This is a genomic window from Noviherbaspirillum sp., from assembly GCF_035254685.1.
GTDB lineage: Bacteria > Pseudomonadota > Gammaproteobacteria > Burkholderiales > Burkholderiaceae_D > Noviherbaspirillum.
Genome location: NZ_DATFAI010000025.1, coordinates 1 through 14,448, shown reverse-complemented (window position 1 = coordinate 14,448; position 14,448 = coordinate 1). Strand labels below are relative to the sequence as shown.

Genomic DNA, 14,448 nt, shown 5'->3' with positions numbered 1-14,448 from the left:
TGCTTAATCTGCCTACATGCGCTGCCTACGTGCGCTGATTACCGCTCGACAGCCAATGCAACCCCCATGCCACCGCCGATGCACAGGCTGGCCAGCCCGCGCTTGGCGTCGCGGCGGATCATTTCATGCAGCAGGGTGACCAGGATGCGGCAGCCCGATGCACCGATCGGATGGCCGATCGCGATGGCACCACCGTTCACGTTGATCTTGCTGGTATCCCAGCCCATCTCCCTGTTGACGCCGATCGCCTGCGCGGCGAAGGCTTCGTTGATTTCCATGAGGTCCAGGTCATTGTGCGTCCAGCCGGCCTTCTTCAGGCAAAGCTGGCTTGCGGGAACCGGCCCCATGCCCATGATGCTCGGATCGACGCCTGCCGAGGAATAAGCCTTGATGCGCGCCAGCGGTTTAAGACCGAGCTGGTCGGCCTTCTTCGCCGACATCATGATCACTGCAGCGGCGCCGTCGTTGATGCCGGAGGCATTGCCGGCGGTGACGGTGCCGTCCTTGGCAAACGCGGGACGCAGGCTGGCCAGCGATTCGAGCGTGACGCCCGGCTTGATGAACTCGTCAGTGTCGAAGATGACCGTGCCCTTCTTCGAAGGAATCTCCAGCGGGATGATCTCATCCTTGAACTTGCCCGCCTTCTGCCCAGCTTCCGCCTTGTTCTGTGAAGCGGTGGCGAACTCGTCCTGTTCCTGGCGCGAGATGCCGAACTTCTTCGCGACGTTCTCGGCGGTCACGCCCATGTGGTACTGGTTGTAAACGTCCCACAGGCCATCAACGATCATCGTATCGACCAGCTTGGCGTCGCCCATACGGAAGCCATCGCGCGAACCGTTCAGCACATGCGGCGATGCGCTCATGTTTTCCTGGCCGCCCGCGATCACGATCTCTGCATCGCCGGCCTTGATCGCCTGGGCGGCGAGATGGGTCGCGCGCAGCCCGCTGCCGCACACCATGTTGATCGTCATTCCGGGGACCATGTCCGGCAGGCCGGCACGGATCACCGCCTGTCGTGCAGGATTCTGTCCGACACCGGCGGTCAGGACCTGGCCCATGATCACCTCGCTCACCTGGTCAGGCGCAATGCCGGTTTTGGCGAGCAGGTTCTTGATCACATGCGCGCCGAGATCGGCAGCGGCAATCTTGCCCAAGGTCCCGCCGAATTTTCCGACGGCGGTACGGCCTGCAGCGACGATGACTACATCATTCATTTCAAACTCCCTAGAAGGCAACGAAGAAGGTGAAGACAAGCATTGCGTGGTGTGTTGACCGGGTGTCACCCGCGGGTAACCAGGACTCTAACTGAAAAAAATTAGCTTTCTATCATAACGTTCGATCCTGCGATGCCATTTGATCTGACTCAAGAGCGAAGATGCCGTAAAAAGTACGAACGGTCGTACGAGCACACGAAAATGGCGCACGAAAACGGCACCTGCAAGAGCGCACTATAACAAGATTCAAACCGGCATCAGGAAATCGCGAGTGCTGGAATTCAGCGTGAGCATGCCTGCGAAAAATGACAGGAATGTGAAGGGGGCGATGCGGAACATGGAGGCCCGCTGCAGCAGAGGGAGGCACGAGGTGCAGGAGCGGCCTCATGGCGCGCGTCATGAAGGCGCTGTGCTGCCCCGGCTATCGTTGCGCGATCTGCTGCCGTAGCGCGTTGATATCCCGGCGAATAACGGACGGTACCTGGCCCGCGAGCCGCGTGAAGGAGGACGTCGCGACTGTGCAGTTTGTCTGCACGCCGTCCATCTTGAATGCCGCCACGGCCGTGCCGAGCGTGCCGGCCTGGTCTTGCATGCTCTGCGCAGCGGCGGCGGCCTGCTCGACCAGCGCGGCGTTCTGCTGCGTCATTTCATCCATGTGCGCGATCGAGCGATTCACTTCCTCGATGTCGGCGCTCTGCTCCTCACTGGCCGCCGCGATCTCGCGCATGATGCTCGCGACATGCATCACGGACTGGACGATGTCATCCATGGTCCTGCCAGCCTGGTCGACCAGGTTGCCACCGGCTTCGACTTTCTCGACCGAATCGTTGATCAGTTCCTTGATTTCCCTTGCGGCCGCAGCCGAGCGCTGCGCCAGGCCGCGCACTTCCGATGCCACCACCGCGAAGCCGCGCCCCTGTTCACCGGCACGCGCGGCTTCGACGGCCGCATTGAGCGCAAGGATGTTGGTCTGGAAAGCAATGCTGTCGATCACGCTGATGATGTCGACGATCTTGCGCGAGCTGTTCTTGATCGAACCCATCGTGCCGACCACTTCACCGACGACCTGCCCGCCCTTGACGGCCACATCGGAAGCCGACACCACGAGGCGGTTCGCTTCCTTTGCATTCGACGCATTCTGGCGCACGATCGCAGTTAGCTGCGTCATCGATCCGGCTGTCTCCTGCAAGGCGCTCGCCTGCATTTCGGTGCGCGAGGAAAGATCGGCATTGCCGGTGGCGATTTCGCGCGACGCGACGGCAATCGAATCGGTACTAAGACGCACATCGCGCACGATCCTGTGCAGGCTACCGTTCATCTCGCGCAGCGCTTGCAGCAGTTCGCCGACCTCATCCTTGCCGGACACCGCGACCTGCGACGCCAGTTCTCCAGCCGCGACGCGACGCGCCACCTGCACGGCATCGCGCAACGGCGAAATGATGCTGCGTGTCGTTGCCCAGGCAAGAAGGCCGCCGGCGACCAGCGCGACGGCACCCATGGCAAACAGCACATTCATCAACTGCCTGCCTGATGCCACGGTCGCATCCAGCACCTGGTGCGCGGCCGCCTGCTGGATATCGACCAGGCGGTTGATGTCTGCCAGCGCCTGCTGGTTGAGCGGATCGATCTTGCTGGAGATCAGCTTGATCGCCTCTTCGCTGTTGAAGGCGCCGATCAGGCGGATTGATTCCGTGAACGGCGCTTCGGTTTGCTGCTCGAGATGGGTGACGTCGGCGAGCAGTTTCTTTTCCGTCTCCGTCAGGCCGAGCGCGGCCAGCTTGTCGCGCGCTTCCGCGAATCGCTGGCGCAGGGCCTTGACCTTTTGCTCTTCGCGCTTCATCGCGTCGATGTCGGTCTGCAGGCCGATGTTGCGCATGGCAATGCCGCCTTCCAGCAAGGCACTCTTGATGGCGCCCGCCAGGCTGCTCTTGGCATTGCTGACTTCAAGGCCGGCGATCATCGCCTCGCGGTTGCGGGTACTGACCATGTTGTCGGCAGCGAGCACCATGATCAGCATCGCGAGGATGATGCCAAAGCCAATGGCAAGCCGTGTGCCGATACGCAAGCTGCGAAAATCCATGATCTCCCTCCCGCGGTCCCGATGCCGTCGTAGTCCAGCATCGGAAAAAATTCGTACGTGTGCGCAATGTACCAGCGGTAAGGCAAGACAAAAAACCGAATATTGGCCGGAGTTCCGACAAATATTCGGCGATGGTGATCGACAGGATTCGCCCCGCTTCAGGGCGCTTCAGAGTGATTGAGGATGTTTAGGCGCGCTTGAGGCGATCGACGAGTTCCAGCAGGCGCGGCTTGACTTCGTCGAGCAGGAATTCGCGGGAGATCGTGTAGACAGGGCCGCCGCAGTTGATGCTGAGGATGGATGATCCGTTGGCGGGGCGGAAGGCGACCGCGATGGCGTTCACGTCCGGCTGCCAGTCGCCGAACGAGGTGCAGCAGCCGATGGTCTTGTACTCTTCCAGTGACCGCATCACGCCGTCGCGGATGGCCGGCCATTTGGTTTCGTCATATTCGCGCACCCGCTCCAGGATCTCGTTGCGCTCGGCGCTGGTTGTTTCGGCGAGGTAAGCGCGGCCCATTGCGGTGAGCGCGATCGGAATGCGCGCGCCGACATCAAGGCGCAGCGTCAGCGCCGCCTGGCTGCGGCAGTTTTCCACGTAGATCATGCTGAGCCGGTCGCGCATGCCCATCGACACGGTGGAATGCGAGAAATCGGCCAGCTCCTGCATGTAGGGACGCGCGAACTGGCGGATGTCGAGCTTGGACAGCATCGCGCTGCCGAGCGCGAGGCTGGCCGTGCCTAGGCGGTACTTTCCGACTTCGTCGACATACTGCAGGTAGCCGAGCTTGGTGAGTGTATAGGTCAGGCGCGACACGGTGGATTTCGGCAGCTTCGTGCGCTCCGCCAGTTCCTGGTTACCCAGCAGCTTCTCGCCGGAACGGAACGACGACAGCACATCCAGCCCGCGTGCGAGTGCCGTGACGAAGTGACGATCCTCCTTCACGTTGGATTTCTTCGCTTCGGGCGCGCGGTTTTCGCTTGCGTGGTCCATCATGGCGTTCAGGCTTTCCAGGGCGGCTTCGTCCCATTCCGGGGCGAACGGCTCGTTGTGGGGGTGCAGCGGCATTATCCTAGCCTTCGAGCGCAAAGTACAGGTCATGCAACTTTGTCACGTCCACCTCGGCCGCCGGCTTGTCCATCACGACCCTGCCGCTGCGCATCATGTAGACACGCTCGGCCACCGACAGCGCCATGTGCGTATTCTGCTCGACCAGCACGATGGTCACGCCCTCGTTCTTGAGCTTGCGCAGGATGTTGAAAATTTCCTGCACGATCACCGGCGCCAGCCCGAGCGAGGGTTCGTCGATCAGGAGCACACGCGGCTCGGCCATCATGCCGCGCGCCATCGCCACCATCTGCGCTTCGCCGCCGGAAAGCGAGCCGGCGAGCTGTTTGCGGCGCTCCTTCAGGCGCGGAAAGAGTTCGTAAGCGCGCTCGATGTTGCGTGTCATCGCACCGCGTTTCTGTTTTGGAAACGCACCCATGATCAGGTTTTCCTCGACACTCATGTCGCGGAAAACGAGACGGCCTTCCGGCACCAGCACGACGCCCTGCTCCGCCATGTCCCAGGTGCGGTATTGCGCCAGCGACTGGCCGCGCAGCGTGATCTCGCCCTGGCTCGGCGGCACCAGGCCCATGATGGTCTTCAGCAAGGTCGACTTGCCGGCGCCGTTGGGGCCGACGATGGTCGTCAGTTGCTTCTCGGCGAAGGACAGATCCACGTCCCACAGCACATTGATGGCGCCATAGCCGGCGCGCAGCTTGCGGATCTCAAGCATGGGCCTCTCCTGTGTAACTCTTGATGACTTCGGGGTCGCGGAACACGGCGTCCGGCACGCCGTCGGCGATCACCTTGCCGAAATTCAGCACCACCACGCGGTCGCATAATGTGGAGACGGTTTCAATATCGTGCTCGATGATCAGGATGCCAATCCCAAACTTCTTGTGCATGTCTTCCAGCTTGGCGGTGAAATAGCGCTTGCCGTTGGTCTCCAGGCCGGCCAGCACTTCGTCGAGCAGCAGCAGCTTCGGCTCGGTCGCAAGTGCCTTCGCAACTTCGAGGCGCTTGAGTTCCTGCAGCGCGAGGCTAGTGGCGGCGTCGCTTTCCGCCTTCGCCGTCAGGTCCATGAATGCGAGGATCTCTTCAATGCGCTTGTGATCGACCTTGCCATTGCCAAAGCGCTGCGCAACGATCAGGTTTTCGCGCACGGTCAGCTCGTGCATGGGCTGCGGAATCTGGAAGGTGCGGCCAATACCGACGCGCGCACGCATGTGCAGCGGCTGGCGAGTGATGTCGATGCCGTCGAAGGACACGCTGCCCGCAGTCGGCCTGACCAGGCCGGAAATCGCGTTGAACAAGGTGGTCTTGCCGGCGCCGTTCGGGCCGACGAGGCCGACCACCTGGTCCGCACCCATGGAGAAACTCACGTCCTTCAGCGCGGTGAGGCCGCCGAACTGGATCGTGATGCGGTCAAGCTTAAGCATGCTGGCCTCCTGCGTTGCGTTTCCTGAAGAGCGAGAGCAAGCCGTCCGGCGCAAAGAGGATCATGGCGGCAAGCACGACGCCGAGCACGATCTGGTGGCCGGAGGACAGCACTTCCTTGAAGATCAGCTGGTCGACCAGGTAGATCACGATCGCGCCGACCATCGGGCCGGTGATGGTACGGTAGCCGCCGAAGATCGCGGCGACGATGGGCAGCACGCTCCAGGAACTGTTGAACGCGTAATCGGGTTCGAGGAAGTTGATGACGTGCGCGTTGAAGGCACCGATGGTGCCGGTCATGAAGGCCGACAGCAGCAGCATCCAGGACTTCAGCAGCACGCTGTTGACGCCTACCACGCGGGTGGCGTCCTCGCTTTCATGCATGGCACGCAAGGCGATGCCGTAATGGCTGCGCCGCACCCACGCATAGATCACGCAGAACAGCAGCACGATGGAGAGGCCAAGAAAGTATGGCCCGAGTCCGGAGACGAAATCTGCCTTCACCAGGTCCGGCAGGCCGGGGATCGACGAGATGCCCGCGGAGCCGCCGGTGACCGAACTCATTTCGGTGGCGAGGATCTTGAAGATGTGGGCATAGGCCAGGATGGCCAGCGCAAAGTACGGGCCGGACAGGCGCAGCGCCGGCAGCATCGCCAGCGAGGCGATGCAGGCGAACAGGCCGCCCGCCGGGATTGCCAGCAGTACTGGCAGGCCGACCTTCATGCTCAGCAATGCCGATGCATAGGCGCCGAGGCCGAAGAAGGCCGCGTGGCCGAAACTGACCATGCCGCCGAGGTTGCCGAGCAGCGCCCAGGGCACGGCGATGCCGGCCACGATCAGCGAGGACACCGTCAGGCTGAGGATGTAACTGTTGTCCTTCAGGAAGAAGGGCACGACGAGATAGAGAAGAGCGATGGCCGCCCAGGAGTATTTTTTCATGGTCTTATCCCCGGCGCTTCCTGGCGCCGAACAGGCCGTTGGGCAGGATGAACAGCACAATCAGGAACAGCAGCATGCCTGCCATTTCCTGCAAGGCGGAGCTGAGCAGCGTGACCGTCATCGCTTCGGTAATGCCGAGCAGGAAGGCCGCCAGCACCACGCCCGGCACCGAGCCGACGCCGGCCAGCACCGTGATGATGAAGGCTTTGACCGTCAGCGAATGTCCGAGCGGCGGCGAGATCACGCTGCTGGAAAAGATGGCGATGCCGGCAATCGTGGCCAGCACGCCGGCCACGAGGAAGGACGCCAATTCGACCTTGGCCGGATTGATGCCCATCAGCTTGGCTGCATCACGGTTCGACGATACCGCACGCACCGCACGGCCGTACCAGCTGCGCGACAGCCACCAGCCGAGCACGACGGCCACGCCGATGCTCACGGCGAAGAACAGCAGTTCGCTCAACATGCTGTAGACGCTGCCGATCTGCACCGCGTCCTGCAGCGTTGCGTTCGCGGTGGAGCGGATGTCGCTCTTCCAGAACAGCAGCACTGCGTTGGTGAGGATCATGCCGAGCGCAAAGGTCAGCATCAGCGAATTGAGTTCCCGGTTGCGCTTGATGCGCGAGACGAGGAAGTAAACGATGGCGGAGCAGGCGCAGACGACGACCAGCGCTATCGGCAACGACAGCATCGGATTGACGCCGAAGCGGCTCTCCACCGTATAGGCGATATAGGCGGCCAGCAGGACCAGCTCGCCATGCGCGAGGTTGATGATGCGCATGGTGCCGAAGGCGAGCGTCAGTCCCAGCGCAATGAGCGCGTAGACGCCGCCGACCAGCATGCCGGAGTAAAGGGATTGCAGGATGAGTTCGGACATGGCTTGTTCGGGAAACGGATGGGGTCCGGAGTGGGAGCGGCAGGCGAACGGATCAGGATCTCATTTGCTTGCATTTCCGCAGGTGCATCCCCTCCCGCTTGCAGGGGGAGGGTTAGGGGCGCCCGGCGTAGGGGGGAGGTAGAGTGGTTGAACCGTCGACATACGAAGTACTACCACCCTACCCCCATCCCAACCTTCCCCCTCAAAGGGGGAAGGAGCTGTACTGTGGGGGTCGGACGTCGTCAGACGTCCAATCCACGCATTACCACGGTACTGCCGGATACTTCAGCGGACCGGTCGCCTGGTAGGACGGCGAGACGATCACGATCTTGCCGTTCTGGTGCTGGCCCATGCGATGCTGGAAGTTGGGATTGTCGCCAGCGGCATTGAAGGTCACCTTGCCGATCAGCGTCTCGCGATTGGTCTTGCGCAGTTCATCGGACAGGCCGCCCTTCTTCAGCGTGCCGTTGTCCGCTGCGCGGGCGATGGCTTCAAACAGCAGGGAGGCCTTCACGTAGCCAAACTGCGCGAGGTAATCGACGTCCTTGTTGAACATCTTCTTGTAGGTATCGGCAAACTGCTTGCCTTCCGGCGTCTTGTACTCCACCGGGTACGGCAGCAGTGCGGTACCGATCACGTTGGGCATCAGGTCCGGGAAGTCGGAGGCCATCTTCGAGGTGGCGAGCGACCACACGCCGACCACCGACTTGACCGGCGGTTTCAGGACCTTGGCGGCGCGGATGATGCCGACGTAGTCGTTCTCGTAGCCGCTCATCAGCAGCACGTCCGACTTGTCCTGCAGCTTGATCTTGTTGATGATCGGCTTGAAGTCGGTGATGGCCGGATCGAAGGCATGCGTGGTGACCTTGAAGCCCTTGCCGCCGAGATCCTTCTCGATGCTCTTGGCGAGGTCGGTCGTCGCTTCCTTCGTGGAGTACACGATGGAAATCGATTTCGCCTTCATTTCCTGCAGAAGGTTCTCGATCGCGATCTCGTAGCCGCGCGTATTGTTGATGCGGAAGAAGGTCTTGTAGCCGCGCTTGGTCAGGTCGTCGCTCACGCCGCCGGCCGTGATGTAGGTCAGGTTGTGACGATTGGTCGCATCGGAGGCCGGGCCGATGATGTTGGAACCATAGCCGCCGATCACCGCGACCACACCTTCGGAAGCCAGCTTCTCGACGGCAGCCACCGCCTTCGCCGGCGCCGATTCATCGTCGATGGTGACCATCTTGATGGTGTGCTTGCCGTTGGATTTGTTGAACATCTCGACCGCGGCCTGGATGCCTTCATTGAAGCCGGCACCCGAGCGCGCCAGCGTGCCGGTCAGCGGCATGTGCGCGCCGACCTTGATTTCGTCAGCGCTGGCGGCGACGGTCAAGGCGACGCTCAGGGCAACACCCAGCTTCGCGACACTGCTTAGTTGAAATTTCATGTCTCTTCCTCTCGTATGAAAAACGCTTGGTTCAGGTTTGCTGCTGCCCGGCCAGCGGGCGCTGCGCAGCGAGTCGCTGCAGTTCTTTCTTCAGAATCTTGCCGGTCGCAGCAGCCGGCAAGTGGTCGAGAACGACGATTTCTGAAGGAATCTTGTAAGGGGACAAATTGGCTTTCAGGTGCGCGCGCAAGACATCGAGCGCGAATGACGCCGCTTGCGACACTTCGACGAAGGCGACTACCTCTTCATTGCCTTCGACCTCGCGTCCGACCACGGCGGACTGCACGACGTCGGGATACGCATTGAGAACCTGCTCGACTTCGACCGGATAGACGTTGAAGCCGGAGCGGATGATCAATTCCTTGCTGCGACCGGCGATGGTGATCGCGCCGTCGGCGTCGCGCCGCGCGAGGTCGCCGGTGCGTAGCCAGCCATCTTCGCTGACGGCCTGTGCGGTCAGTTCCGGCGCGCGGTAGTAACCCTTCATCACGTTCGGCCCGCGCACCCACAATTCGCCGACGCCTTCCTCGCTTTGTTCGGCGCCATGCAATTGAATTTCGATGCCGGGAATCGGCTGCCCGACCGAGCAGTCGGTGCGCGGCGCGTCCATGCGCGTCTGGCAGATCGAGGGCGATGCCTCAGTCATGCCGTAACCGTTATGCAGGGTAATGCCGAATGTCTTTTCGAAGCCTTGCTTGAGCGGCATGGTGAGCGGCGCGCCACCGGACTGCGCCACGCGCAATTGCGGCGCGCGCAAGGGCGTGCCGCTCTTTTCGCTCCATTCCAGCAGCTTGGCGTACATCGCGGGCGCGCCGTGCATCACTGTAATGCCCTGCTCCGCCAGCGCATGCGCCAGCGCTTCGGGCTGGTAGCGCGCGACCAGTCGCAATGTGGCGCCACCCAGCAAGGCGGCGACCAGCAGCGAAGACAGTCCATACACGTGCGACAAGGGCAATACGCCATAGACCACGTCGCTTGGCGTGATGCGGCGCATCCGGCAGCTGTTGGCGCCGACGAACAGCAGGTTCGCGTGCGTCAGCATCACGGCTTTCGGCGCGCCGGTCGTCCCGGAGGTGTAGACCATGGCCGCGACCTGCTGCGCCGCATCCTGTTCGACCGGCTCGGGGACCGTGTCTTCATTCAGCGTGCCGAGCAGCAACTCGCCGATCACCGGCCAATCAACAGCCTGCGCGCCGCGCTGCTCGCCGTGCGCCTTCGCCTGCGGCGAGATCTCGCTGAAATACAGGGTGCGGCGTGCGCCGGAATGGGACAGGAAATTGTCAATCTCGCGCGCGGAAAGGCGCGCATTGACCGAGGCCGACCAGGCGTCGAGGCGACTGACGGCAAGGATGCAGATGGAGAGCGCGACGCAGTTTTCACCGACCAGCAGGACGCGGTCGCCGGCACGGATGCCGGCATCCCGCATGGATTGCGCGACCGCCTCGACCACACCGCCGAGGGCGTCGTAGGTCACGGAGCACATGTCATCGACCAGCGCGGCCTTGTCGGCGCAGGTTTCCGTCCAGGACGCAAATGCTTCATGAATGCGGCGCGGCGCGGCAGCCGATGGCACTGCTTGGGTCATCCCGTCTCCTTTGTTGCAAAAGGTCAGAGCCGAAAGCAGGCAAAGCGTGGCTTCGCAGGATCCGGACCCGCCAGAAATGTTTCCAAATTCAGGGTGCAGATACTGGCATATTCAAAACGGAATTGCAACGGTTTTTGCAGAATTGAGTTCTGCATAGCAGTACTGTTATCAAACAGGCAAACGACAGGATAGCGCTAGCTTGCAGCTATCTTTCCATCATCTTCCGGCATTTGCCCTCAATAACAAATGAATTCTTGACAGCGCCGCCGAAAAAGCAATAGAGTTCCGTTTTAATGCCTTCTCTTCTGCATTGCAGAACTGTAGAAATTTCAGAAATTTTCCAACCCGTCAGGAGCCGCGCATGCAGAACAGCTTTCTTCCACCGCCAAATTCCCGGGACGTGGTGGTCGGCCTGGTCGGATGCGGCGTCATGGGGCGAGGCATTGCACAGATTGCTGCGCTGGCCGGCGCGCAGGTGCACCTGAACGACAGCCGGGAAGGCGCGGCGGCTGCAGCGCGCCAGGAATTGCTCGCGACCTTCGGCAAGCTGGTGGAAAAAGGCAAGCTGGACAAGGCCGCCGCCGATGCAGCCGCCGACCGCCTTCAGGTCGGCGCGCAATTGCAGGATTTGGCCGGCTGCCATGTGATCGTCGAGGCGATCGTCGAAGACCTCGCCGTCAAGAAAGCCCTGTTCACTTCGCTGGAAGACATTGCCGGCCCGGATACGATCCTGGCGACCAATACCTCTTCGCTTCCGGTCACCGCCATCGCCGCGGGGCTCCGGCATCCGGAACGTGTGGTCGGCTTCCATTTCTTCAATCCGGTGCCGCTGATGAAGATCGTCGAAGTCATCGGCGGTTTCCTGACGACGCCGGAAGTCGCCGATTACCTGCTGGCGCTCGGCCGCCATTGGGGCCACAACGCCGTGCGCGCCAAGGACACGCCGGGCTTCATCGTCAACCACGCGGGGCGCGGCTACGGCACGGAAGGCCTGCGCGTGCTGGCCGAAGGCATCGCCTCGGTACCGGTGCTGGACAACATCTTGCGCGACACCGCCGGTTTCCGCCTCGGTCCGTGCGAGTTACTGGACCTGACCGGGCTGGACGTGTCGCACCCGGTGATGGAATCGATCTACCACCAGTATTACGAAGAGCCGCGTTTCCGCCCGCAGGTGAATACTCGGCAGATGCTCACCGCCGGTGCACTCGGCCGCAAGACCGGTCACGGCTTCTACCGTTATGGCGCCGACGGCAAGAAAGAAGCGATTCCCGAACCAGTGCATGCGACGCAACTGCCCTCCACGGTCTGGCTCAGCCGCGAGCGCCCAGAGCTGGCCGAGCGGATTGCATCGCTCATCGTCGCTGCCGGCATCCCGATTGAAACCTCGGCGCGCCCGAGTGATAGCGCGCTGTGCATCGTCACGCCGTTGGGCGAGGATGCGACCACCTGCTGCGTGCGCGAAAACCTCGACGGGCGTCGCACCGTGGCGATCGAAAGCCTGTTCGACGCAAGCCGTCGCCGCGTAGTGATGACCACGCCGGCCACGACGGCCGACTATCTCGCGATGGCCTGCGGCGTGTTCGGCGCCACCGGCATTCCGGTCAGTGTCATCCGCGACAGCGCGGGGCTGGTCACACAGCGCGTGGTCACGCACATCATCAACATCGCCTGCGAAATCGCGCAGCAGGAGATCGCCGAGCCGGCCGACATCGACCGCGCCGTCACGCTGGGGCTGGGCTACCCACTCGGTCCGCTTGCCTGGGGCGATGCGCTCGGCCCGAACATCGTTCTCGCCATTCTCAACAACCTCGCACAACAAACCGGCGATCCGCGCTACCGCCCCAGCCCCTGGCTGCAGCGCCGCGCATTGCTCGGCCTGTCCCTACTTCACAAGGAGATCTGATTCATGCTCGACGCCTATATTTACGACGGCTTGCGTTCCCCCTTCGGGCGCCATGCCGGTGCGCTGGCCCCGGTGCGCCCCGATGACCTCGTCGCGGAAGTCATGCGCGCCCTCGTCGCGCGCAATCCGTGGAAGGCGGAAGAGATCGAGGATGTGATTCTCGGCGATACCAACCAGGCGGGCGAGGATGCACGCAACGTCGCACGCAACGCGCTGCTTGCCGCCGGATTGCCGTACACGGTGCCGGGCCAGACGGTCAACCGCCTGTGCGCGAGCGGCCTCGCAGCCATCGCGGATGCGGCGCGTGCGATCACCTGCGGCGAAGGCGATCTTTATCTCGCAGGCGGCGTCGAAAGCATGAGCCGCGCACCCTTCGTGGTGGCCAAGTCGGAAGCCGCGTTCGGCCGCGACTTCAAGGTATTCGATTCCACCATCGGCGCGCGCTTTCCCAATCCGAAAGTGACGAAGGAGTATGGCGCCGACACCATGCCCCAGACCGGCGACAACGTCGCAAAGCAGTTCGGCATCAGCCGCGAAGAAGCAGACACATTCGCGCTCGCATCGCAGATGAAATATTACGCAGCGTTGCAGGACGGCTTCTTCGCCGGCGAGATCCATGCGATCAGCGTGCCGACCGGGCGCAAGACGCCGCCGGTGCTGGTCGACAAGGACGAGCATCCGCGTCCCGAAACCACCATGGCAACGCTCGAAAAGCTCAAGCCCTTGTTCGAAGGCGGCGTGGTCACCGCGGGAAATGCTTCCGGCATCAACGACGGCGCCGCCGCGCTGCTTATCGGCAGCCGCGCTGCCGGCGAGAAGGCTGGCAAGGCACCGATCGTGCGCATCCTGTCGGCAGCCGCTGCCGGTGTCGAGCCGCGCATCATGGGCATCGGCCCGGTCGATGCGATCCGCAAGGCACTCGCACGCGCCAACCTGTCGCTGACCGACATGGACATCATCGAAATCAACGAAGCCTTCGCCAGCCAGGTGCTGAGCTGCCTCAAGCTGCTTGGCGTCTCGGGCACCGACTCGCGCGTGAATCCGAATGGCGGCGCGATCGCCCTCGGCCACCCGCTCGGCGCATCCGGCGCGCGCCTCGCGCTGACTGCAAGCCGCGAACTTGCGCGCCGCAACGGCCGCTATGCCGTCGTCAGCCTGTGCATCGGCGTTGGCCAGGGACTGGCCGTCGTCCTCGAACGAATCTGAAACCGGAGACACATCCATGAAGCACAAAGCGCAATTCCAATGGGACGATCCCTTGCTGCTGGACCAGCAACTCACCGACGACGAGCGCATGGTGCGCGATGCCGCCAACGCCTACTGCCAGGAAAGATTGCAGCCGCGCGTGCTCGAAGCATTCCGCCATGAAAAGACCGACCCTGCCATCTTCCGTGAAATGGGCGCGCTCGGCCTGCTCGGCCCCACCATTCCCGAACAGTACGGCGGCCCCGGCCTGAACTATGTCAGCTACGGCCTGATCGCGCGCGAAGTCGAGCGCGTCGATTCCGGCTACCGCTCGATGATGAGCGTGCAGTCCTCGCTGGTCATGGTGCCGATCTTTGAATTCGGCAATGAACAGACGAAGCAGAAGTATCTTCCGAAGCTCGCCACCGGCGAATGGATCGGCTGCTTCGGCCTGACCGAGCCCAACCACGGCTCCGACCCCGGCTCGATGGTCACCCGCGCGAAGAAAGTGGCGGGCGGCTACAGCCTGAGCGGCAGCAAGATGTGGATTTCCAATTCCCCGATCGCCGACGTGTTCGTGGTGTGGGCCAAGGATGACGAAGGAGCGATCCGCGGCTTCGTGCTGGAAAAAGGCTGGAAGGGATTATCCGCACCGGCGATCCACGGCAAGGTGGGCCTGCGCGCATCGATCACAGGCGAGATCGTGATGGATGAAGTGTTCTGCCCCGAAGAAAATGCCTTCCCGGAGGTG

At 62.5% G+C, this 14,448-nt stretch carries 12 protein-coding genes; 3 read left to right on the top strand and 9 right to left on the bottom strand.

Features of this window, described 5'->3' with window-relative positions:
• Positions 1–38: 38 nt before the first annotated feature.
• The 9 genes from VJ698_RS11865 to VJ698_RS11825 form a co-directional block, all read right to left on the bottom strand.
• Positions 39–1,214: an acetyl-CoA C-acetyltransferase gene (locus VJ698_RS11865; protein WP_324102969.1), complete on the bottom strand. Its 1,176-nt coding sequence runs from the start codon at positions 1,212–1,214 to the stop codon at positions 39–41.
• Positions 1,215–1,635: 421 nt separating this feature from the next.
• Positions 1,636–3,294 carry a methyl-accepting chemotaxis protein gene (locus tag VJ698_RS11860; RefSeq protein ID WP_324102968.1) on the bottom strand — a complete coding sequence of 553 codons (1,659 nt, stop codon included), beginning with the start codon at positions 3,292–3,294 and terminating at the stop codon, positions 1,636–1,638.
• A 187-nt stretch (positions 3,295–3,481) separates the two neighbouring features.
• Complete coding sequence (locus tag VJ698_RS11855) at positions 3,482–4,285, bottom strand: IclR family transcriptional regulator (RefSeq protein ID WP_324103194.1); 804 nt, start codon at positions 4,283–4,285, stop codon at positions 3,482–3,484.
• Between the two features lie 79 nt (positions 4,286–4,364).
• Positions 4,365–5,072: an ABC transporter ATP-binding protein gene (locus VJ698_RS11850; RefSeq protein WP_324102967.1), complete on the bottom strand. Its 708-nt coding sequence runs from the start codon at positions 5,070–5,072 to the stop codon at positions 4,365–4,367.
• Positions 5,065–5,778 (bottom strand): ABC transporter ATP-binding protein, encoded by a 714-nt coding sequence (locus VJ698_RS11845; protein ID WP_324102966.1) that lies wholly within the window; start codon positions 5,776–5,778, stop codon positions 5,065–5,067. Before VJ698_RS11845 ends, VJ698_RS11850 begins: the two co-directional genes overlap by 8 nt.
• Positions 5,771–6,715 carry a branched-chain amino acid ABC transporter permease gene (locus VJ698_RS11840; protein WP_324102965.1) on the bottom strand — a complete coding sequence of 315 codons (945 nt, stop codon included), beginning with the start codon at positions 6,713–6,715 and terminating at the stop codon, positions 5,771–5,773. Before VJ698_RS11840 ends, VJ698_RS11845 begins: the two co-directional genes overlap by 8 nt.
• 4 nt (positions 6,716–6,719) lie before the next feature.
• Positions 6,720–7,592 carry a branched-chain amino acid ABC transporter permease gene (locus VJ698_RS11835; RefSeq protein WP_324102964.1) on the bottom strand — a complete coding sequence of 291 codons (873 nt, stop codon included), beginning with the start codon at positions 7,590–7,592 and terminating at the stop codon, positions 6,720–6,722.
• 262 nt (positions 7,593–7,854) lie between these two features.
• Positions 7,855–9,024 carry an ABC transporter substrate-binding protein gene (locus VJ698_RS11830; protein WP_324102963.1) on the bottom strand — a complete coding sequence of 390 codons (1,170 nt, stop codon included), beginning with the start codon at positions 9,022–9,024 and terminating at the stop codon, positions 7,855–7,857.
• 31 nt (positions 9,025–9,055) lie between these two features.
• A complete protein-coding gene (locus VJ698_RS11825) occupies positions 9,056–10,609 on the bottom strand; it encodes a class I adenylate-forming enzyme family protein (protein WP_324102962.1) in 1,554 nt (517 codons plus the stop codon).
• Positions 10,610–10,970: 361 nt separating this feature from the next.
• On the opposite strand from VJ698_RS11825, the gene VJ698_RS11820 reads away from it, so the two are divergent.
• From VJ698_RS11820 to VJ698_RS11810, 3 genes are all read left to right on the top strand, one after another.
• Positions 10,971–12,512: a 3-hydroxyacyl-CoA dehydrogenase gene (locus VJ698_RS11820; protein ID WP_324102961.1), complete on the top strand. Its 1,542-nt coding sequence runs from the start codon at positions 10,971–10,973 to the stop codon at positions 12,510–12,512.
• A gap of 3 nt (positions 12,513–12,515) precedes the next feature.
• The gene (locus VJ698_RS11815; RefSeq protein ID WP_324102960.1) at positions 12,516–13,718 is read left to right on the top strand and encodes a 3-oxoadipyl-CoA thiolase; all 1,203 of its coding nucleotides are present in this window, start codon (positions 12,516–12,518) and stop codon (positions 13,716–13,718) included.
• Between the two features lie 16 nt (positions 13,719–13,734).
• Positions 13,735–14,448: acyl-CoA dehydrogenase family protein (locus VJ698_RS11810; RefSeq protein ID WP_324102959.1), on the top strand; the 714-nt coding region annotated here is incomplete at its 3' end.

Coding starts and splice junctions, on each gene's coding strand:
- VJ698_RS11860 (WP_324102968.1), bottom strand. CDS start 3,294: ATGGATTTTCGCAGCTTGCGTATCGGCACACGGCTTGCCATTGGCTTT.
- VJ698_RS11855 (WP_324103194.1), bottom strand. CDS start 4,285: ATGGACCACGCAAGCGAAAACCGCGCGCCCGAAGCGAAGAAATCCAAC.
- VJ698_RS11820 (WP_324102961.1), top strand. CDS start 10,971: ATGCAGAACAGCTTTCTTCCACCGCCAAATTCCCGGGACGTGGTGGTC.
- VJ698_RS11830 (WP_324102963.1), bottom strand. CDS start 9,024: ATGAAATTTCAACTAAGCAGTGTCGCGAAGCTGGGTGTTGCCCTGAGC.
- VJ698_RS11850 (WP_324102967.1), bottom strand. CDS start 5,072: ATGCTTGAGATCCGCAAGCTGCGCGCCGGCTATGGCGCCATCAATGTG.
- VJ698_RS11835 (WP_324102964.1), bottom strand. CDS start 7,592: ATGTCCGAACTCATCCTGCAATCCCTTTACTCCGGCATGCTGGTCGGC.
- VJ698_RS11840 (WP_324102965.1), bottom strand. CDS start 6,715: ATGAAAAAATACTCCTGGGCGGCCATCGCTCTTCTCTATCTCGTCGTG.
- VJ698_RS11815 (WP_324102960.1), top strand. CDS start 12,516: ATGCTCGACGCCTATATTTACGACGGCTTGCGTTCCCCCTTCGGGCGC.
- VJ698_RS11845 (WP_324102966.1), bottom strand. CDS start 5,778: ATGCTTAAGCTTGACCGCATCACGATCCAGTTCGGCGGCCTCACCGCG.
- VJ698_RS11825 (WP_324102962.1), bottom strand. CDS start 10,609: ATGACCCAAGCAGTGCCATCGGCTGCCGCGCCGCGCCGCATTCATGAA.
- VJ698_RS11865 (WP_324102969.1), bottom strand. CDS start 1,214: ATGAATGATGTAGTCATCGTCGCTGCAGGCCGTACCGCCGTCGGAAAA.